Raw genomic sequence first — 19930 nt, forward strand, 5'->3', positions numbered from 1 at the left:
TACATATAGTGTAACCGTAACCAATGCTGCGGGATGCACGGCAAGCGATGCTGTGAACATTACGGTATTTGCCAATCCGGTAATTCAATTGCCAACAGATACTTCTATGTTTGAGAATAACCCAATTAAATTGGTTCCAGTGATTAGTAGTGGTGCTACTGGTACCTTTGTTTGGACTCCGAATGAAGCAATTTCGTGTGCAGATTGTGCCCAACCTGAAGTTAATCCCACAGATTCAATTACTTACACACTTAACTATACCGATGTACATAATTGTACGGCAAGTGCAACTATTCATGTAAGAGTAATGAATGATGCTGAAATTAGTATGCCAACTGCATTTTCGCCCAATGGAGATGGGGTTAATGATATACTGCGCCCATTAGGGTTTAATGTAAAAAGCATTCGATGGAAAGTATTTAATCGTTGGGGAGAGTTGGTGTTCCAAACCAATGAGTGGAATACAGGCTGGGATGGAACTTTTAAAACGGTTGAGCAACCTTTAGGAGTGTATGTTTACACAATAGAAGCTACTTTTATGAATAAAAAAGTGAAGCATTACAATGGCAATGTAACCTTAGTTAGATAGCAGTTTCTAGCTCATTTAAAGTCTTGTAAAAAGCGGTTGTTTTGAAAATAAACAATCGCTTTTTTTTGCTGTGAATTCGTCTATATTCGCACAGCTAAAAAACAGAACAATGAATTTTGACAGCAACGAAAATCAAACCATGATTGCCCAAACCATTCGCGATTTTGCAGAACGTGAAATTCGCCCGAAAATGATGGAGTGGGACGAAACTCAGCATTTCCCAAAAGAGTTATTTCATAAAATGGGAGAATTGGGTTTAATGGGTATGTATATTCCACAAAAGTACAGCGGTAGCGGATTTAGCTATTTTGAGTATGTAACAGGAATAGTGGAAGTGTCTAAAGTTTGCAGTTCTATCGGTCTTTCTATGGCAGCACACAATTCGCTTTGCACCGGCCATATTTATTACCACGGAACCGAAGAACAAAAACAAAAGTACTTACCTAAGTTAGCTACAGGGCAGCACGTGGGTGCTTGGGGCTTAACAGAGCCTAATACCGGAAGCGATGCTATGCGTATGAAATGCGTTGCAAAAAAAGTAGATGGCGGTTGGGTATTAAACGGTACTAAGTGTTGGATTACACACGGTATTTCGAGCGATGTAGTAGTTGCAATTGTTCGCACAGGCGAATTACTCGATTCGCACGGTATGACTGCCTTTATTATTGAGCGCGGCACTAAAGGATTAAAAGCTGGGAAAAAAGAAAATAAGTTAGGCATGCGTGCCAGCGAAACTGCCGAAGTTATATTTGAAGATTGTTTTGTTCCGGATGAAAATGTTGTGGGTGGTGAAGTTGGTGTAGGTAAAGGATTTCAGCAAGCCATGCAAATTTTAGATGGCGGCAGAATTTCTATTGCAGCACTTAGCCTTGGTATTGCCAAAGGTGCTTACGAAGCTTCGGTAAAGTATGCAAAGGAGCGCGAGCAGTTCGGCCAGCCCATTGCACATTTTCAAGCAATTGGTTTTAAATTGGCAGATATGGCCACCAAAATTGAAGCTGCTGAGTTGCTTACCATGCAAGCTGCTTATTTAAAAAATGCAGGAAAAAAATTAACCAAGCAATCGGCATTTGCAAAATACTATGCTTCGGAGGTGTGCGTGCAAGTGAGTACCGATGCCATTCAAATTTTTGGAGGCTATGGTTATACCAAAGATTTTCCGGTAGAAAAATTTTATCGCGATAGTAAACTCTGTACCATTGGAGAAGGTACTTCAGAAATTCAAAAGCTAGTTATTAGTCGCGAAATTATGAAAGGCAATTTGTAGCCTTTATTCGGCAAGTATTTTAAAGTAGTTGCTTTTATCGCCAGCCGTTACTTTAAGCATATAAAACCCATGCCATTGGATTGTTTCAGATACAACCATGGTGTGGGTTTTAAATTTTCCTTCTTGTAGTTTTTTGCCGCTAATATCCCACACTTCATAATGGGCAGTAATGTTTTCGCCAACAGTAATCTCAAAGTGTTTTTTGAAAGGATTGGGATGTACCGATACGGGTAGGCTTTCGGCACTTGTAATAGCTGAAATTTCTTTAGTAATAAATTGCAGAGAACTAACAGCACAGCCTAACTGATTTACCACAGTTAGGCGTACCGGAAAAGTCCCGGAATTGAAAAGTAGGGCAACAGAACTTTGTCCGGAAAAATTGCTACCGTTTATATTCCATTGGTAGTTTACTGCATTGGTAGTATCGGCAAATAGCAACAGCGTATCACCAGCAATTCGATAAGTAAAATTGGCGCGCGGGCAGGTATCCACAACTATTGTATGGCTAATTGTATCGGAGCAAGCTGCATTGCTTACTGTTTGCTCAATGGTGTAAGTACCGGGCAAAGTGTAGTGATAGCTGTTTATGTTGCCGTTTATGATGTTTCCATCTCCCAAGTTCCAAGAAATAGTATTGAAATTTTGGGCAGTGTTTACAATAGAAATGCCTAATTGCTGATTTGCCTGAACGCTAAAATTTGCGATTGGTTTTTCAATAATATGGATGCGGTGTTCTGCTTCTTTTGAAACCGTATTTAAGTAGTTTTTCTCTATCACTTTTATTGTTATCCAACCTGTATCAATACATTTTATAGTAAGCGTATTTCCATTGTTATTAATAATTGAACCTTTGGGTGAAACTACCCAACAGTAAGCACTTCGATTGCGCTGTATTGCTTGTAGAGTAAGTGTTTGCCCTTTGCAGGCAATGGTATCGCCCGAAATTTTTTGGGCTTTAGGACGCAGTACTTCATTGTATAAAAAATCTGTAGCATTACGTATCATGGTATCTACCAGTTCTGGTTTTAGCAACCATGGTTCATGCCCTTCGCCATTTAAAGGATATAGTTTATTTACTATACCAACTGAGGTTAAGCGCTGGTGAATATTTTTGCTGCCATAAACCGATGGAAATACTGGATACGAAAAGGGATTGCCTTCTGCGTAAGGTACTAAATTATCGTTGGTTCCATGAAAGGAAATTACAGGGCAGTTTTCATCAGATGCATTTTCAATTAAAAGTGTATCTAGTAATGCGCCCCAATGGTTTACAATGCCTGCAATTTTAGGCAGTCGTTTTCCAAAATCTGAATTGCCGCTGCAATCAAAGCAACCTAAATCTGCAGGCTCGGTGAGTATGCCAAATGTTGCTGCGGGGCGTTGGCTTTCTTCAAAATAAGTAGAGTGTAAACCAGCAAAGCATCCGGCACTGCTTCCGGTTAAAATAATAGATGCTGTATCTATTTTGTATTGACTGCTGCGTTGGCAAATAAAGCGAATGGCGGCTCTAAGATCTTGTGCCGCGCGGTAAACAGCTCTTATGGTACTTTCGGTGCTGGTGGTATTAAAGCCAATTCTGTAATCTATGGCAGCAACGGCATACCCCATTTTTGCAAGTGTTTCGCAGTATTGTGGAATTGGAGGTTGGTTTTTATCGCCAATTAAAAATGCGCCACCAAAAGCATATACAATTAAAGGGCGTTCTTGTAATGAATCGCCAGTGGGTTCATAAAAATCGAAATACAAATTTTGTGGTTGTGCCAATAAGCCATAAGGTGTGGCTGTGCCAAATAAAATTTGCGATGTTTTAGTAACCTGCGGAAAAACTTTTTGTTGATAGCGGTTAGAAGTGCAAGCTGCATTCTGCGCTTGTGCAGTTGTTGCAATGAGTAATACAATAAACCAAAGAAACTGTTTCATATTACCGTTTTACTACAACGGAATGTACAAAACAGTTTCTATAAGTGGCAAGTATTATTGTACACTCACTCTGCCTTGGGCTTTTACCTTTCCTTCGGAAGTAATTCGATACAAGTACATGCCGGTACTCAGAGATTCTTTTGCAATAAAGAATTTTGAAGCGTTTAGCGATGGTATTTCTCGAATTCTTTTACCTGTAATATCAAACAGTTCAAAATTGAAAGGTTGGTGAAGTCCGGTAATTTCAAATGCAGCTATATCACTAAATGGGTTGGGGGCAATTTTTACTTCAATCTGCTTGTCTATTTCAACAATTGATGAAGGTGCAACAATAGTGTTTATTACCGTATTGGTAATAATTGGCGGATTGTAGTCGAAATAGATGTAGGCTTTGTTTTTTATTTGTGTGCCAACTGCTAAAGCAGGTTTTTTCTTGGCGGTAAAAGTAAAGAAGCCTTTACTTGCAGGCTCGTTGGTGGCACTATCTACCAAATAAATTGGGTTAAATTCAACTTTCAGCACACCACCCAAACCCGTAACACTTAACCATTTGTATAAGTGACTGAAGGCAACAGGAGTTACCGAAGAAGGATAAATTTCTGCAGGTAATGAATCTACCAATATTACAAAGTGGGTAGTATCGGTTCCGGTATTTTGGAAGTGGATGGTATAAGTAAGAATGGAATCGTTGTTGGTGATATTTCCATCGGGAAATACTTCTTTTTTGTTGGGATCGTAAGAACCTGTTACTATTTGGTTGTTGATAATAGTATTGTTGGATGTGTTACAATCGTTGGCAGTAGGTGTAATAGTAATTTCTGTGTGCAATATAGCGCTCAACGATACGGTAACAGGAACATTAAATTCTGCATTTAAAGGCGGATTAGCAGTATAATAACTGGATGAAATATTGTTGATTGTCCAAGTAAGTGTATGTGCACTTGCATTGTGTACGGGCGTTGAATTATTGCTGCCCACATATACTAAAACAGAGTCGTAGTGCATGGTAATGGTAGCAGTGCCATTAAAAGAACTACCGGAGTTGTTGCCATAATAGATATTATAGTTTTTATTGAAGCCTGGATTTGCTTTTGTCCAGTTCGCCCATACCGATAAATCGTAAGAACTATTATTAGTGGTAGTAAAGTTGTGATTCGATGTTTGCCCCGTGCCGTTAAATACTGCTGTGGAATTGCCGCAGGCAGTTAATTGCTGTGTGCAGCCGTAGTAGTTATTGATGGTAACACTATAATTGCCGTTAGGCACAGCTATAGAATAGAATCCTGCGGTATCGCTCCAACCATAATAAAATTGAGAACCATTGCTTGCCACTACTGCATAACTTACTAATGCCACATCGCCAGAATCTTTATTGCAATTAGCGTTTACGTCATTAAATAAATAACCCGAAATAGTGTTTAAGCAAATGGGAGTTATACTTCCATAACCCACACCAGAACAGCCATTTGCATCGGTTACTGTTACAGCGTATGCTCCGGGTACTATATTGGAGATAGATGCTGTAGTTGCACCATTATTCCACAAATAGGTAAAAGGCGCTACTCCATTTGGAACACTTGCAGTAAGTGTGCCGGTAGATGCGCAATTGTTGATGCCTCCATTTACTAATACATAATAGTTGGGGCTAAACTGGTTATAAACAAGCGAGAAGGATTGAACACTCGTGCAAGTCTGTGCATCGCTTACTGTAACTGAATAAGTGCCTACTGCCAGCGAATCTAAGGAAGCAGTAGTTGCTCCATTACTCCAAGAGTAGGAGTATGGCGCAGAACCTCCCGAAATAGAGAGTAGTGTAAGGCTGCCGAATGTAGTATTACACACTAAATTTTGCACTTTGTAAGTAGCATTTATACCTAAATTATTTACGGTGTAATTTTTTTGTATTACACATCCGGCTCCATCGGTAACTTCAAGTGTGTAATTACCCGGTTGTAAATTTTTGAATGTGCTGCCGGTATCGAGCAAAGTGCTGTTTTGATACCAAGCATAGGAATAAGGTAGTATGCCGTTAACACCAACCGCAGAGATACTTCCTGTAATATGTTGGCAGTCAATATCTACTATAGTAGCATTAGCAGATAAGTTGCTGCTGTTGCTCAAGTTGATGTTTGAAAAAGCATTGCACCCATTAGCATCTAACACACTTACAGTATAAGTGCCTGCCGCAACCCCTAATAAAGCATTGGCGGTGCTGCCGTTGCTCCACATAAAGGAATAAGGCGGAGTGCCGCCTTGAATATTTAAATCAATAGTACCATTGGTAGAATTGCAACTGGGATTTTGTGTTACGGGAGAAATAGTAATTGGTGCAGGCTCTGTTACTGTTGCAAAAGAACTGGTAGCACAGTTGTTGGCATCCGAAACTGAAACCGAATAACTCCCGGCAGTTAGGTTTGTTAAATTAGTTGTAGTAGCATTATTACTCCACAAGTAGGTATAAGGAGGAATACCGCCCGTTACCGTAGAGGCAACTGCGCCATCGTTGTTGCCATTGCAAGAAACATTAGTAGATGTAGTTATTGCAATGATTGCAGCTGGTTCAGCAATAACTCCACTGGCAAAATACTGCATAGTAGTAACAGTATCGGTTACAGTTACCGAATAGGTGCCTGCCGGCAGACTCGATACACTATCGCCATATTGCACTCCTACGGCTGCATTAGCACTCCAAGTGTATTGGTAATTATTGCCCGGAGGCGTTACAATGGCTTTTGCCGTGCCCGTGGCGCTGCTGTTGCAAAGCGCGTTGGTAGTAGCTACTGTAACTACTTGCGCATGTGTAAAGATTATTGTAAGTAAGGTTGCTGCGAACGAGAGGAAATATTTTTTCATAAACCGGATATTTAATGTTGCAAAAGTAAGAAGAACTCAACTAGTGAATGGTTGTATCAAAAAGATATTTTTTTTACTCAATAGTGTGCCGTTTATTTTCTTCTAAATACTTGAAGTTATATAGAAAGTAGTATTATTAAAGAATGTTTGCATATAGTAGAAAGTTGTGTTTGGGTTGGTTGTGCTGCTGTTTGTGTTGGCAAGTTGCAAGTGCACAAGATTGGTGGCGTGCTACAACCGTGTATCAAATTTATCCGCGCTCGTTTAGCGATACCAATGGCGATGGCATTGGCGATTTACAAGGAATTATAGATAAACTGGATTATCTTAAAAGTTTAGGGATAGAAACCATTTGGATTTCACCATATACCCAAAGCCCTCAAAAAGATTTTGGCTATGATGTAAGCAATTACCGCACTATTGCTCCTGAGTATGGAAATATGGCGTTGTTTGAAAAATTACTGCACGAAGTTCATGCACGCAACATGAAGTTGGTATTCGATTTGGTATTGAACCATACTTCCGATGAACATGAATGGTTTAAGGAGTCTTCTTCATCGCAAGACAATGCTAAGGCAGATTGGTACATTTGGAAAAATGGACGTGGTAAAAAAGGAACCAAGCGACCTAACAATTGGCGAGCTATGGCCGGCAATCGCGCGTGGACCTATCACCCTGAGCGTAAGCAATTTTACTACACGGGGTTTTTACCATTTCAACCCGATCTTAATTATAGCAATCCCGCAGTAAAAGACACTATGTTTAATATGGTGCGCTTTTGGTTAAAGCAAGGTGTAGATGGTTTTAGATTAGATATCATTAGCGCCATTTACGAAGACTCGCTGCTGCGCAACAATCCGCCTAGCGGCAGAATGATTCCTTCTGATAAGTCGCTCACTATTTTATTTCAACATTTAAAACATAATTTTTTGCAGGAGAGAAGTTTTGATTTTGCTTCGGAGCTGCGCAAAGTAGTAGATGAATATCCAAACAAATTTATTGTAGGCGAAACGCACGGCAGCGAACATGTAATCAACAAATTCTGTTTAAAGAATAATGAAAAAGGGCTGCATACAGTATTCCTTTTTAAGTCGCTTACTACTCCGTTTAAAGCCAGAAAATATCGTAAAATGGTGATGCGTTACGAAGAAAGTTTTCCGGAGCCTTTACTGCCAACTTATGTGTTTGGCAACCACGATAGAACCCGTTTGCTTACGCGTTTAAAAGGAAGTATTGGAAAGGCAAAACTGCTTGCCTTATTTCAGTTTACTGCAAGGGGAATTCCATTTATATATTATGGTGAAGAAATTGGCATGGAGAAAGTACGGATTCCATTAAAGCAAGCACAAGATCCGGTTGGAATAAGCATGAAAAAAATTCCACAGTTTATGGTAGATATGTCGCTCGAAACACTTAACCGCGATGAGTGCAGAACTCCCATGCAGTGGAATGCTTCTGCCAATGCAGGTTTTTGTAGCGAAGGAGTAAAACCATGGTTGCCCATTGCTGCTAATTATGCAACAACCAATGTAGAAGCTGCTCAGCGCGATAGCGCATCATTGCTTCATTTCTATAAACAAGTATTGGCATTGCGCAATACAACATCAGCCTTACAAACAGGAAAATTAGAAATTGCCAAGGAGTGGTGTTCTAATAGCATTTTTGCCTTTTACCGTATTCGCAATGGAGAAAAACTATTAGTACTTATGAATATGACTAAAAGAAAAATAAAGATTGCCGCTATTGCAGGCAAAGTACTTCTTTCTACACATGCCCAACCTAATAGCAGTTTTTTACAGCAATGGGAAGGACGCGTGATACAGATAAGCGAGTAGCATACAGACACACTTTTTATGGAAAACATTTTTTCTATTACATAAAACCAAACAGCTTTTTTCTTAATCTTACACTTAAATGAAGCAGTTCGCGATACTTTTATTGCTTGTTTTTTCTTTGGGTTTATTTGCGCAAAAAAAAGAGCGTATTTACAATCCGAATGATGAGTATGTGTACACTCGCGAAATGAGTGGTGGTGTGCGTGCACAAACCAACGGCTTTAGTTTGTTTTTGGAATATGGGTTTATTAAAAACATTTTTAAAACCCGCATTATTCAATTGGAGTATCAATACTTTGTAGATTACAAACTTAAGCGAGAAAAAGCCGTTCCTATTGGTAAAGATACAGGTCGCGATTACTTCTATGGATTGCAAAATAAATTCCATGCCATTAGAATTAACTATGGCGTGCGCAGAATGATTGCCGAAAAAGCAAGGCGCAATGGCGTGCGATTATCTTTTATGGCTATGGGAGGTATTTCGCTCGGCTTAATGGTTCCGTACTATTTGGATTTAAAGTACCAGCCCGATGGCGTAGGTGGTGCATACGAAATTAGAAGTGAACGCTACTCCGAGGCAAACCGCGATAAGTTTTTAGATAAGCAAGCTATTAACGAAGCATCTACATTAGCCAAAGGATTTGCTAAAACAGAACCTGTACCGGGTTTGCATGGAAAAATGGGTTTAAACTTTGATTTCGGTACACGCGATGAATTTGTAAAAGCCTTGGAAGCCGGAGTAATGGCAGATATTTATTACAAGCCATTGCCATTGCTCATCAACGATCAAAACCGATTCTATAAATTTTCGGCATATATCTCATTTCAGTTTGGTAAACGCTGGTAGCCAATCTCTTTCTTCCTTTGCCCATTTGTATTGAAACAAACCCAGGCCATTTTCGTATATGAGAAGGCTGCAAAGTGTTTTGCAGAAATAACAAACTTCTCAAATGATTGCCGAAGGCAAGGAACATATTGGAAAACCTGCAAGCGAAGCAAACGTGGCTGCCAAAGTGCAAATCATGTTTACTACCGCTCAGGGTTTGGTAAATGTGGATGCCAATCTTGCCATGAGCTATATCAATCAAATAATAGCACTTTCAAAAGAAAATAAGTATGAAGTAGGCATAGGCAAAGCAGATTTACTACTAAGTGCTTACCATTGGTTTCATGGAAATATCGAAAAATCTTTAGAGGTAAATCAAAAAGCGCAAAGCTGTTTCGAGAAGCATGAAGACTATTTACACCTTTCAATAGCCGTTCGTTTATTGGGAATGATTTATGGTGAACTGGGCGATTTTGATCGGTGCTTGGAGTTGTATTACGAAGCATTAGCCATACAAGAAGAATTAGGAGAGAAACGACAGTTGGCAATTACTTACAATAATATTGCTTCGGCTCAAATGCGCATGGGGGCTCGCGAACAAGGATTGTGCAGCTACCAAAAGGCACTCGATATTTTAGATGAAATAGATAGCAACGAGCCGCAAATACTTACCAGCAAGGCAATGATTTGCACCAATATGGGGCAAGCCTATGCTGCCAGCCAAGACCACGATAAAGGTTTGCATTATCATAAGTTGGCATTGCGCTGGAGTGAAATGCTCGATAAAAATTCGCGACTGGTAGCACAAACGTATTACCATATTGGTTTTCATTATGTAGAAATAAGAGATTTTGCCAATGCACTTCCCAACCTTTTTAATGCGTTGGAAATTGCCGAGCGTATGCAAAACAAGCGGCTCATGAGCGATTTATATTTGCTGCTTGCCAAGAGCTATTGCCAAACCGATAATTTTGAAAGAGCACTTTCTTTTGCCATAAAGCAACGCGATTTGGTAAAAGCTACCGATTCGGAATCTGTGAGTGCCGATGTTTTAAACAGCCATAAAATGTTTGCCGATATCTACGAAAGAATGAAAGATTATGGGCAGGCAGTTTATCACTATAAGTTTGTAATGGAGTTGAATGAAAAAATTCAACAACAAGATAAAGTGGTGCAAGTGCGCAACAAAAGTTTGCGCCACCAATTAGAAAGACAAAAGAGTGAACTCCAGCAGTCTAATGCCGATTTACAAATGTTTGCTTCCATTGCTTCGCACGATATGCGCGCTCCTTTGCGCACCATTGCTTCGTTTATGCAATTACTGGAGCGCAAAAACGAAGGTAAATTTGATGAAACCGATAAGCAGTATCTCAGCTTTGCTGTGAATGGAGCACGCCATTTAGAGCGGATGATTGAAGATTTGTTGGCTTACAGTAAATTAGATAAGAATGTTGGTTCACCTTCGGTGATAGATTTAAGTAAAATTGCCACACAAGTAGATTACAATCTAAAGGCATACATCACCGAGCGTAAAGCAATTTTTCAAGTAGGGAAATTGCCGCAGGTAATGGCTCACCAGAGTTTAATGGTGCAGCTTATTCAAAACATTGTAAACAATGGATTAAAGTACAATAGAAGCGAAGTGCCTTCCGTGTCTATCAGCGATGTGTCGGATAATAATGAAACCATAATTGCCATTGCCGATAATGGTATTGGCATTCCGGAGCAGCAGCGCCAAAAAGCATTTAAAATGTTTTCGCGCCTGCATTCTGCCAGTGAGTTCGAAGGCACAGGAATTGGCTTGGCAATGTGTAAAAAGATAATGGATTTTTATCGCGGAAGGGTATGGATAGAAGACGGTATCAATGGCGGCAGTATTTTCTATTTGGCATTTCCCAATAGCAAGCATCCGGGCGAAGCTGCTGTGTAGTTCACAAGCAATATACTGTTCACAATAAAAAAAGGCTGCCATCAAAAGCAGCCTCTTTTAGTTGTAATACTTGGTGCGTTTATTTGCTCACTACAATGCGCTGTTGCACTTTGTTGCCTCCTTGCTCAATAGTAGCAATGTAGAACCCATTTGCTATATGGCTAATATCAAAGTTGTGTGTTTGAAATACGCCTTCGCTTAGTGTATGGCTAAGTACTTGCTTGCCCGATAAATCAGTTAAACTGAACATAGCACTTTTACCAATGTTGTCGGCTACTATAGTTAAATTATTGGTAGCAGGATTAGGATAGCAAACTAAGGTTGCCTTAGTAATTTCGTTGATAGCACTTGTTTGTATGGTTGTTTTGCTAAACAATGTTTTGCCGGTGGCACTTCCTTCAAAGCCTGTAAATACTAGTTTGTAAATGCCTCCATCTTTTGCTTTGGCAAAATATACCAACGAATCTTGTATTATCCAGTTGGGTGCTTGGTAGTCTTTCCAATTTCTTCCAATTACATTCATGGTTTTAGAAAAAGTAAAGCCCGAATAATTGTTGGAATTCAAATCTACAGGATATGCTTTGGCAACTTCAACTCCTTTATTGCTCCAAACGCCCATGCTGGGATATACATCAAAGCCAACCACGTCTCTTGCATTGTATTTATGGAATAGCAAGTCCCATTCGCTAGCGTTGGGTTCTTTGCTGCTTACAAGGTTTGTTTCAAGATTCAAGTAGGCAAATAATTCGCCTTGGTATTGGCTCTTAGGAATAGAAACAGTTTGCAAGTTGCTATTGTCTAAATTAGCATATTGAACTTGCCATACAGTATCGTACACCAACTCTACTACTCTAAACTTTTTAATAGCACCTGTGGGCAATTGCACATAAAACATATTTCTGCCGGGAATATTTTTGCTGTTTTGATTGTACACTCCCCAACCGTAATCAAATTTTGAGATGTTTAAACCATTATTGAAAGCCCCCGAATCGAGGTTGCTGTCAGAGTCGTATAGTTTAGTAAAAGTTGAAAAACCAACGGTGTCGCCAGTAAAAAATGCAGTATCTGTAAAAGCTTTTTGCGAAACCACTACGCCACTGCCACCATTAAAGCGGATAGTAACAGATTGTAGTGTGTTTAATGGAAACTGTACTTTTTGGGTTGAAAATGCCAAATGCCAATCTGTATTAGAAGTACTGGTTTTAGTACCATCGCTCAGTTTATAGTAAACGGCATCTTTGTATTGCGAATTTATAGTTACGGAATCGTTTACGGTGGTTTGGGCTTGTGTAGCTGCGGTTGCAGCCAATAAAATAGAAAGTAGTACTTTGTTCATAAATGTTGAATTAAATTTGCGGTGCGAATGTTAAAACTCTTACAAGGTGAATTGTCAGAAAATTGTCATTTATATCATAAAAAATTGAAAATGGAATTAGTTATTGAAGCTGCCACACAAACCGAAAAAGACTTTGCTGCCATATTGCCGGAACATGCCAGAGTTTGGATTTATGCCGCCAATCGTTTTTTTTCTAATGAAGAAACTGCCTTCATAAACCAAAAAGCGCAACAGTTTGCTGCACAGTGGGCGGCACACAAAGTACAGTTATTTGCCGATGCAGCTGTGCTGTATAATTGCTTTTTAGTGTTGGCTGTAGATGAAAAAGCAGTTGGAACCAGCGGATGCTCCATAGATAGCTCTATTGGTTTTGTAAAGGAAATGGGAAAACAATTTAATGCCGATTTTTTGAATCGCCAATTGGTATATTTCAAGAAAGGCAGTAAAATAGAAATATATACGCTAAGCAAAGCTGCCGAAGCCTACAAGGCAGGAAGTGTAACTGCCGATACTGCGGTGTTCAACCATTTGGTAAACACTAAGCAGACATTGCAAAAAAACTGGTTGGCTCCGCTGTATCAAACCCCGCAGTTTAAGTTGATAGAATCTCCTATTCAAGAATTTGCCTTTAAACTCTAATGCAAGCAGTAGATAGTAAAATGGTGGCATTGCCTTTAATGGAACACTTTTATACCATTCAAGGCGAAGGGTTTCACTCCGGAAAGGCTGCTTATTTTTTGCGCTTGGGCGGCTGTAATGTTGGTTGCACTTGGTGCGATGTAAAAGAAAGTTGGGATACTGCGCAGCATCCATTGGTGGAAATAGAAACCATGTTGCAGTTTGTAAAAGAAAACCATGCTGTTACGTGCGTAATAACGGGTGGCGAACCCATGATGCATAACTTACATTCACTTACAGATATGTTGAAACAAAACGGTGTTGCACTTCATGTAGAAACATCGGGTGCCTATCCGGTTTCGGGCAATTGGGATTGGATTACGGTTTCTCCCAAGCGATTCAAAAAGCCACTGCATGAATGCTTGGCAATTGCCAATGAATTAAAAGTAGTTGTGGCGCATATCAACGATTTTAGATGGGCAGAGGAGCATGCTAAAATGGTAGGTGAAAATTGTATGCTTTATCTGCAACCGGAATGGAGCAAGAGCAGCGAATTGCTGCCACTTGTAATAGACTATGTAAAGCAAAACCCACAGTGGAATATTTCTTTGCAAACGCATAAGTTTATGAATGTGCCATAGCACAGGTTCGTATAAAGCAATTTCAAGTTTATTTTTTATACGTTTGAATACCAATAGTTTTCAACTCAATTATATTTTATTAAAGTAGAAACCAATATTCTTATTAGCGGTGCAGGACCTGCCGGAACAGCAGCCGCCTTGTTCTTGGCAAAGCAAGGAATACCAAGTGTGTTGGTAGATAAAGCCACTTTTCCGCGCGATAAAATTTGTGGCGATGCGCTTAGTGGAAAAGCGGTGGAAGTACTGCGTAAACTCGATCCTTCTTTGGTAGCAGCAATTGCCGTAAGTTCAACAGCTATTGGTTCTTGGGGTGTAACTTTTGTGGCTCCAAACGGCAAGGCGCTGCGCATTCCATTTTCAAAAAATAAATCGGAGCTACGGCATGCACCGGGTTTTATTTCAAAGCGAGTTGATTTTGATGCTTTTTTATTCGATAAGGCCAAAGCCAATCCATTCATCACTATTTATGAAAACACAGAGTTGCGTAGTTTTCAAACTATAGAAAATGGTATAGTTGCCATAGATAAAAACAATAGACGTTTTGAAACGCGCCTGTTTATTGCTGCCGATGGTGCTTATTCTCCTTTTGCCAAGCAAATTGGGCATTTGCAAACCGAGGCTGCACATAATTGTTTTGGATTGCGTGCATACTTTAAAGGTGTGGAAGGTTTGGATGCCGAAAACTTTATTGAACTTCATTTTATGCACGAAGCATTGCCGGGATATTTCTGGATTTTTCCACTGCCAAATGGCGAAGCAAATGTGGGAATTGGTATGCGTGCCGATAAACTTGGAGATAAGAATGTGAACTTAAAGAAGCTGTTTTTTCAGTTACTAGAAACGCATCCTGCCATAAAAGAGCGCTTTAAACACGCGCAATTGCAAGGCGATGTAAAACTGTTTGGTTTGCCCTTGGGCTCTAAGCGAAGAAACTTATCGGGCAATAATTTTTTACTGTGTGGCGATGCCGCAATGCTCATAGATCCATTTACGGGCGAAGGAATTGGCAATGCCTTGTTTAGCGGAATGTTTGCTGCACAGCAGGCGGCAGTATGCGTGGCACAAGATAATTTTTCGGCAACAGCACTTGCCGGATACGATACACTGGTATATAACCGATTGTGGAAAGAATTGCAGTTGAGCTACCGTATGCAACAGCTTATTAACTTTCCTTGGCTTTTTAACTTGGTGGTAAACAAAGCCAATAGCAACGAAGCTTTGCGCGAAGCCATCATGAGTATGTTTGAAGATATAGACCTTCGTGCCAAACTCAAGTCGCCTAAGTTTTATTTCAAAATTCTATTTTCGCCTAAGTAAAATAAACCATACAATGAAACATATTGCAACACTATTGCTCGTAGCCTTTATTTCCATATTCAATGCAACTTTATTTGCCGCCAATGGAAATAAAGACGGTAAAAAAGAAAAAGCGCAAATCTTTGGTGAATCTATTAAAAAGAAGAATGCCATCGATGCCAAAGAGTTACCTAAATTGATGGAAGGAAAGGAGAAAGAATCGTTTAAAATTACAGGGAAAATAAATGAGGTATGCCAAGTAAAGGGCTGCTGGCTCACCGTAGATTTGGGCGATGGAAAAAGTATGAGAATGTCTTTTAAAAACTATGGATTTTTTGTGCCAAAAGATGCCGGAGGAAAAACATTTTATGCTGAGGGCGAAGCTAAGTTTAAAACTACTTCTGTAGAAATGCTGCGCCACTATGCCGAAGATGCAGGAAAAAGCAAAGCAGAAATAGATGCTATTACCACACCTAAAAAGGAGTTGGTTTTTGTGGCAAAAGGAGTAATTGTTGAGTAATGAAAACTAGTTATTTCATATTGGTGGCTCTATTGTTTTCTTTAGTTGCGTGTAACTATCCCACATCGGCAACTATCGAAAGAGTTTCGCCAAGTGGCAAAGTAAAAGTAAGTATAGAGGCAAGCCGCATCACAGGTATAGAACCTTGGCGTGTAGTAATGAAAGTAAAGGCATACGACTTTAAAGAGGGGCAACTTGCTACCGAAATTTCAGCACATTATTTAGATGATAAATCGGTTAAAGTTGATTGGTTTGAAGAAAGCAGTGCCGATGTTACTTTTACTCAAACTGATGGCACCACCCGTGTTTTTAGACTCATTGCCAGCGCACAGCAATTACAATTTGCAGAGGTGCCCGCTGCCAAGTAATACATAGCATTCATTCATTTTAAAATATACTAATTATGGCTTTATCTGTTGGGCAAACCGCTCCCGATTTTAAACTTTTCAATACCGAAAAGCAAGAAGTATCCTTAAGCAGTTTCAAAGGAAAGAATGTAATACTTCATTTTTTTCCTCTTGCATTTACCGGAGTGTGCACTACGCAACTTTGTACCGCGCGCGATAATATGGATGTGTACACAAAGTTGAATGCTGTAGTGTTAGGCATATCGGTAGATTCTTTGTTTAGCTTGGCTGAATTTAAAAAGCAGCAACACTATAATTTCGATTTGCTTTCGGATTTTAATAAAGAGGTAATTAAGAATTATGGTTTGGTAATAGAGAATTTTGCATTTGGTATGCAAGGGGTTTCTAAACGTGCCGCATTTGTGTTGGATAAAGAAGGCGTTGTGCGCTATGCAGAGGTTACGCCTACACCTGGTGATTTGCCTAATTTTACAGCTATTAAAGAAGCATTGGAGTCTTTAAATTAAAAGTGCTTAGTGTACTTTGTAAATAAAACTGATGGCTCCGGTTTGCACTTCGGAGGCATTTGAGTTTTCATCGAAACGATATTTGTAAGCAGCTTCAATAGAAGTGCGTACAAGTCCTTCATCGGCAGTGGTGGAACCTGCTTGCGTGTAGCGAGCTTCCACTACTTTTCCGGTTCTATCTACTTTAATTTGTATTACTACTTTCCCTTTTGCTTGGGAGCGGTCGTTTACTTCTGGTTTAAAGCGCAATTTTCTTCCGGCAAGGCGCACATTACCATCGCCAATACCATCGCCATTTCCGGTGCCAAATCCGCTTCCGCTTCCTTCGTAATTTCGTGAGTTGGGGTCGCCTCCTAGTTCGCCTTGGTCGCCTTTGCCTCCTCCGGTTCCATCTCCGGTGCTGTTGTTGGGTTTCCCAAATGCTCCCGGCTTAAACAAGGCATTTTCATCGGCCTTGGGTTGCGGTGGAGCAGCAGGGCTGGTATTTACCACAGGTTTGGTGGGTGTTTTAGGAGGCTCTACAGGTGTAGGAGTAGGTGTTTTTTTTACAGGCTTTGCTGGTGCAATAACCGGAGCTTCTTCTAAATCTTGCGTGGCAATTTCTTCTTCGTTGGCAGCAGGTGGAGTGGGAGCCGGCTCGGCAGGAGTGGGAGCAGCAGCAATGGGTGTGTAACTAAATGCTTGTTCATCGCCTGTGCCTACATCGCTGGTGCCAAAGTTTACGCTCATGCCGCCTTCGTTTTCTTGGTATGGCGGATTGGGTAAAGAAAGTGTGCTTACATACAGTATTAGCAGCAGTATGCTGTGAATAAACAAAGTGAGCAGTGCCGAAGAAATTTTCTTCCGCAACTCAAAGCTTTTGTTTTCCTTTTCAAATACTGTTGTAAACATGTTTAAGAGATGTATAAAAGATGTATTTCCACACTTAAGTATTTTTGGTGGCAAGCACCATTTTTACTTTTAGTTTATTGCCAATTGAAATTAAATCTACCACTACCTGCACAGGCAAAGTATTATCGGCACGTATTACCACAGTTGCATCTGCCATGCCTTGTACAAGTTTATTCAAATCGCTTTCTACTGTTTCGGGCGATGTGGGTTGGTTGTTGATGAAGTATTGTTTTTGAGCATCTACCGAAATTGTGATATTCTGTTTGGTAACAGTTTGCCCCGCTTGCGCTTTCGGTAATACTAATTTTATTACCGATGGGTTTACCATGGTAGAAACTATTAAGAAAAACAGCATCAAGAAAAACATGATGTCGCTCAGCGAATCTGTTCGCATCTCGGAGTGCATTCTGCTTTTTCTTAAACGCATATTCTCTGATTTTTTTTAATGTATAAAAAGTGTAGGCCGCTTAAAATCTGGTTGTTATTTTTTTGCAGGTTCTTGTAGTATATCAATAAAATCTACTGCGGTGCTTTCTAATTGAAAACTCACTCGGTCTATCATTGTATTTAAGTAATGAAAACCGATGTGTGCAATAATGCCCACTACCAATCCGGCTGCAGAAGTAATCATCTTTTCATATAAACCTCCGGCAATAATTCCTATTGAAATATTATCGGCCAACGAAATGTTGTAGAAGATTTTTATTACACCCGAAATAGTACCCACAAAGCCAAACATGGGCGCAATGGCAGCAATAATGCCTAAGTAACCAAGGTGGCGTTCTAGTTTATATATCTCTAATTTTCCGGTGTTTTCAACTGCGCTTTCAATTTCCTTAATTGGTTTGCCTAAACGTTTCAAACCTTTTTCTAATAGGCGTGCAATGGGCGTATTGGTACTTTTACACATAGCCAATGCCGAATCCATTTTTCCTGCCACAAGAAACTCTTTAATGTTATTCATAAAGTTGGGATCAACTTTAGAGGCTTGTCTTATTACAATGTAGCGCTCTACTATTAAAAAAACAGCCACCACACTTAATGCAAGTATGGGAACCATAATCCAACCTCCTTTCATGATTAAACTCAACAGCGAAAGCGATTCTGGCTTTGCAGCAGCATTGGCAATTTGGGCGGTACTATCGTAAGCTATTTGTAAAAGCATAAAGTGGATTTTTATTTCTTAACGGAAAGTGTACTGAATTTAGTATTCAAAAGTGCTTGTTTTATAGCTGTTTGCAGTGCCTGATGCCCACAGTGTTTTGTTTTTCGTTCAACTGAATAGACGGCTTTAGGTGTTGGTAACAGAATGGCTTCGCATTTCACTTTTAGTTATTATTGTACTGTATTTTTTGTGGTGATACTAAATTTTGCTGTTGCTCAAGCGGCTGTTTGTAATGTGAAGAGGTGATGTGGCAAAAACTACGGGCATTTTTTTGAAGAAAAGTAAAATCTATTTATTGTGGCAAAAGAACAAGCAGGAACATCGTTTGAAGTGCTGTCGGCCGATTTTAAGGCAAGAAAATTTTTGCCGCTGTACTGCTTTTGTGGCGATGAACCTTATTTTGTAGATGCACTTACCGATTTGCTGGAACAGTATGCGCTAAGTGATATGGAAAAGGCATTTAACCAAACTATAGTGTATGGTAAAGATGTAAGCGTACAAACCATTACTGAAGCGGCTTTGCGCCCACCCATGATGGCAGAAAGGCAAGTGGTGATTGTGAAGGAGGCACAAGGCTTGGAGTTGCGAAAGGAAGAAGATCAAATGCGGCTACTGAATTATGTAAAGCGAGCAGTACCATCTACGGTGTTGGTGTTTGCATTTAAGAATGCTACGCCCGATAAGCGAAAAGCATTGTGGAAGGAAGTAGCAAAGGCTCCGGGGTATTACGAAGGAAAAGCATTGTACGAAGGCCAAGTTGGAGCATTTGTAAAAAAGTATGCTGCCGAAAGAAAATTTAAAATAGACGAAGCAGCCGTAGAGCTACTAGTAGAAAGTACCGGAACAGAACTTTCTAAAGTAATAAATGAGCTAAGCAAAGTAGTGCTAAATAAAGAAGCCGGCAGCGTTATCTCAGTTGAAGATATTGAGCGCGAAGTGGGCATATCTAAAGAGTTTAGCGTATTTGAACTAAATAATGCCATAGGGAAAAAGGATGCCGAAAGAATATTTAAGATAGCACATTTTTTTGCGCACTCTAAGAGTAATCCATTTGTGGTTACCGTATCTCAGTTATATTCGTTTTTTTCAAAGCTTTACTTGGCTCATTCGCAGCCGGGTGCAGATGATCGCAGCTTGGCAGCACTCATTAAAGTATCTCCGTTTTTTGTAAAAGATTATCGCGAAGCCTTGCACAACTATTCGTTGGAGCAAGTAAAGCATATCTTGCAATTGTTGAATGAATACGATCTACGCAGCAAAGGATTGGGAGGTACGGGAAACATCGGTGAGGGAGAACTGCTGCGTGAGTTGGTGTATAGAATACTTACCGAGAAAAAGGAAAGTATAATTGTAGCATTCACGGAGTAAG

18 protein-coding genes are annotated in these 19930 nt (G+C 39.9%); 12 read left to right on the forward strand and 6 right to left on the reverse strand.

Annotation, left to right across the window (positions count from 1 at the left end; genetic code table 11):
* On the forward strand, positions 1-589 hold a 589-nt coding region (locus tag KF872_09710), incomplete at its 5' end, for a gliding motility-associated C-terminal domain-containing protein (GenBank protein MBX2903819.1).
* A gap of 109 nt (positions 590-698) precedes the next feature.
* A complete protein-coding gene (locus tag KF872_09715) occupies positions 699-1856 on the forward strand; it encodes an acyl-CoA dehydrogenase family protein (GenBank protein MBX2903820.1) in 1158 nt (385 codons plus the stop codon).
* A gap of 3 nt (positions 1857-1859) precedes the next feature.
* Here KF872_09715 and KF872_09720 read toward each other — a convergent pair whose 3' ends face one another.
* Positions 1860-3776, reverse strand: a complete 1917-nt coding sequence (locus tag KF872_09720; GenBank protein MBX2903821.1) for a carboxylesterase family protein — start codon at positions 3774-3776, stop codon at positions 1860-1862.
* Between the two features lie 54 nt (positions 3777-3830).
* Entirely contained in the window at positions 3831-6629 is a 2799-nt protein-coding gene (locus tag KF872_09725) for a T9SS type A sorting domain-containing protein (GenBank protein ID MBX2903822.1), read from the reverse strand.
* A gap of 191 nt (positions 6630-6820) precedes the next feature.
* Between KF872_09725 and KF872_09730 the strand changes: the two genes are divergently transcribed.
* The 3 genes from KF872_09730 (at position 6821) to KF872_09740 (ending at position 11220) form a co-directional block, all read left to right on the forward strand.
* The gene (locus KF872_09730; protein ID MBX2903823.1) at positions 6821-8464 is read left to right on the forward strand and encodes an alpha-glucosidase; all 1644 of its coding nucleotides are present in this window, start codon (positions 6821-6823) and stop codon (positions 8462-8464) included.
* Between the two features lie 79 nt (positions 8465-8543).
* Positions 8544-9311, forward strand: coding sequence for a hypothetical protein (locus tag KF872_09735; GenBank protein MBX2903824.1), 768 nt, complete (start codon positions 8544-8546; stop codon positions 9309-9311).
* A gap of 103 nt (positions 9312-9414) precedes the next feature.
* Complete coding sequence (locus tag KF872_09740) at positions 9415-11220, forward strand: tetratricopeptide repeat protein (GenBank protein MBX2903825.1); 1806 nt, start codon at positions 9415-9417, stop codon at positions 11218-11220.
* Positions 11221-11299: 79 nt separating this feature from the next.
* Here KF872_09740 and KF872_09745 read toward each other — a convergent pair whose 3' ends face one another.
* Positions 11300-12556, reverse strand: coding sequence for a T9SS type A sorting domain-containing protein (locus tag KF872_09745; GenBank protein MBX2903826.1), 1257 nt, complete (start codon positions 12554-12556; stop codon positions 11300-11302).
* Positions 12557-12646: 90 nt separating this feature from the next.
* Here KF872_09745 and KF872_09750 point away from each other — a divergent pair, with 90 nt between their 5' ends.
* The 6 genes from KF872_09750 (at position 12647) to KF872_09775 (ending at position 16505) form a co-directional block, all read left to right on the forward strand.
* Positions 12647-13195, forward strand: a complete 549-nt coding sequence (locus KF872_09750; GenBank protein ID MBX2903827.1) for a hypothetical protein — start codon at positions 12647-12649, stop codon at positions 13193-13195.
* A 38-nt stretch (positions 13196-13233) separates the two neighbouring features.
* A complete protein-coding gene (locus tag KF872_09755) occupies positions 13234-13815 on the forward strand; it encodes a radical SAM protein (protein MBX2903828.1) in 582 nt (193 codons plus the stop codon).
* Positions 13816-13893: 78 nt separating this feature from the next.
* Positions 13894-15132: a geranylgeranyl reductase family protein gene (locus tag KF872_09760; protein MBX2903829.1), complete on the forward strand. Its 1239-nt coding sequence runs from the start codon at positions 13894-13896 to the stop codon at positions 15130-15132.
* Positions 15133-15145: 13 nt separating this feature from the next.
* Complete coding sequence (locus KF872_09765) at positions 15146-15631, forward strand: DUF4920 domain-containing protein (protein ID MBX2903830.1); 486 nt, start codon at positions 15146-15148, stop codon at positions 15629-15631.
* Entirely contained in the window at positions 15631-15999 is a 369-nt protein-coding gene (locus KF872_09770) for a hypothetical protein (protein ID MBX2903831.1), read from the forward strand. The genes KF872_09765 and KF872_09770 overlap by 1 nt, the downstream gene beginning before the upstream one ends.
* A gap of 35 nt (positions 16000-16034) precedes the next feature.
* A complete protein-coding gene (locus tag KF872_09775) occupies positions 16035-16505 on the forward strand; it encodes a peroxiredoxin (protein ID MBX2903832.1) in 471 nt (156 codons plus the stop codon).
* 6 nt (positions 16506-16511) lie between these two features.
* Here the strand turns inward: KF872_09775 and KF872_09780 are convergent, their stop codons facing one another.
* Genes KF872_09780 through KF872_09790 form a run of 3 tightly spaced genes read right to left on the reverse strand, consistent with a single transcriptional unit; the run spans position 16512 to position 18561 of the window.
* Positions 16512-17396: a hypothetical protein gene (locus tag KF872_09780; GenBank protein MBX2903833.1), complete on the reverse strand. Its 885-nt coding sequence runs from the start codon at positions 17394-17396 to the stop codon at positions 16512-16514.
* A gap of 34 nt (positions 17397-17430) precedes the next feature.
* Positions 17431-17823: a biopolymer transporter ExbD gene (locus KF872_09785; GenBank protein MBX2903834.1), complete on the reverse strand. Its 393-nt coding sequence runs from the start codon at positions 17821-17823 to the stop codon at positions 17431-17433.
* Positions 17824-17877: 54 nt separating this feature from the next.
* Positions 17878-18561: a MotA/TolQ/ExbB proton channel family protein gene (locus KF872_09790; GenBank protein ID MBX2903835.1), complete on the reverse strand. Its 684-nt coding sequence runs from the start codon at positions 18559-18561 to the stop codon at positions 17878-17880.
* Positions 18562-18858: 297 nt separating this feature from the next.
* Here KF872_09790 and holA point away from each other — a divergent pair, with 297 nt between their 5' ends.
* Positions 18859-19929 (forward strand): DNA polymerase III subunit delta, encoded by a 1071-nt coding sequence (gene holA, locus KF872_09795; GenBank protein ID MBX2903836.1) that lies wholly within the window; start codon positions 18859-18861, stop codon positions 19927-19929.
* Position 19930: the final 1 nt, after the last annotated feature.

The sequence above is a fragment of the Chitinophagales bacterium genome (assembly GCA_019638515.1).
GTDB lineage: Bacteria > Bacteroidota > Bacteroidia > Chitinophagales > LD1 > UBA7692.

Bases quoted from the DNA above. Each gene is read 5' to 3' on its own strand.
- KF872_09715 (MBX2903820.1), top strand. From the start codon at position 699: ATGAATTTTGACAGCAACGAAAATCAAACCATGATTGCCCAAACCATT.
- KF872_09720 (MBX2903821.1), bottom strand. From the start codon at position 3,776: ATGAAACAGTTTCTTTGGTTTATTGTATTACTCATTGCAACAACTGCA.
- KF872_09725 (MBX2903822.1), bottom strand. From the start codon at position 6,629: ATGAAAAAATATTTCCTCTCGTTCGCAGCAACCTTACTTACAATAATC.
- KF872_09735 (MBX2903824.1), top strand. From the start codon at position 8,544: ATGAAGCAGTTCGCGATACTTTTATTGCTTGTTTTTTCTTTGGGTTTA.
- KF872_09740 (MBX2903825.1), top strand. From the start codon at position 9,415: ATGATTGCCGAAGGCAAGGAACATATTGGAAAACCTGCAAGCGAAGCA.
- KF872_09745 (MBX2903826.1), bottom strand. From the start codon at position 12,556: ATGAACAAAGTACTACTTTCTATTTTATTGGCTGCAACCGCAGCTACA.
- KF872_09750 (MBX2903827.1), top strand. From the start codon at position 12,647: ATGGAATTAGTTATTGAAGCTGCCACACAAACCGAAAAAGACTTTGCT.
- KF872_09755 (MBX2903828.1), top strand. From the start codon at position 13,234: ATGGAACACTTTTATACCATTCAAGGCGAAGGGTTTCACTCCGGAAAG.
- KF872_09765 (MBX2903830.1), top strand. From the start codon at position 15,146: ATGAAACATATTGCAACACTATTGCTCGTAGCCTTTATTTCCATATTC.
- KF872_09770 (MBX2903831.1), top strand. From the start codon at position 15,631: ATGAAAACTAGTTATTTCATATTGGTGGCTCTATTGTTTTCTTTAGTT.
- KF872_09775 (MBX2903832.1), top strand. From the start codon at position 16,035: ATGGCTTTATCTGTTGGGCAAACCGCTCCCGATTTTAAACTTTTCAAT.
- KF872_09780 (MBX2903833.1), bottom strand. From the start codon at position 17,396: ATGTTTACAACAGTATTTGAAAAGGAAAACAAAAGCTTTGAGTTGCGG.
- KF872_09785 (MBX2903834.1), bottom strand. From the start codon at position 17,823: ATGCGTTTAAGAAAAAGCAGAATGCACTCCGAGATGCGAACAGATTCG.
- KF872_09790 (MBX2903835.1), bottom strand. From the start codon at position 18,561: ATGCTTTTACAAATAGCTTACGATAGTACCGCCCAAATTGCCAATGCT.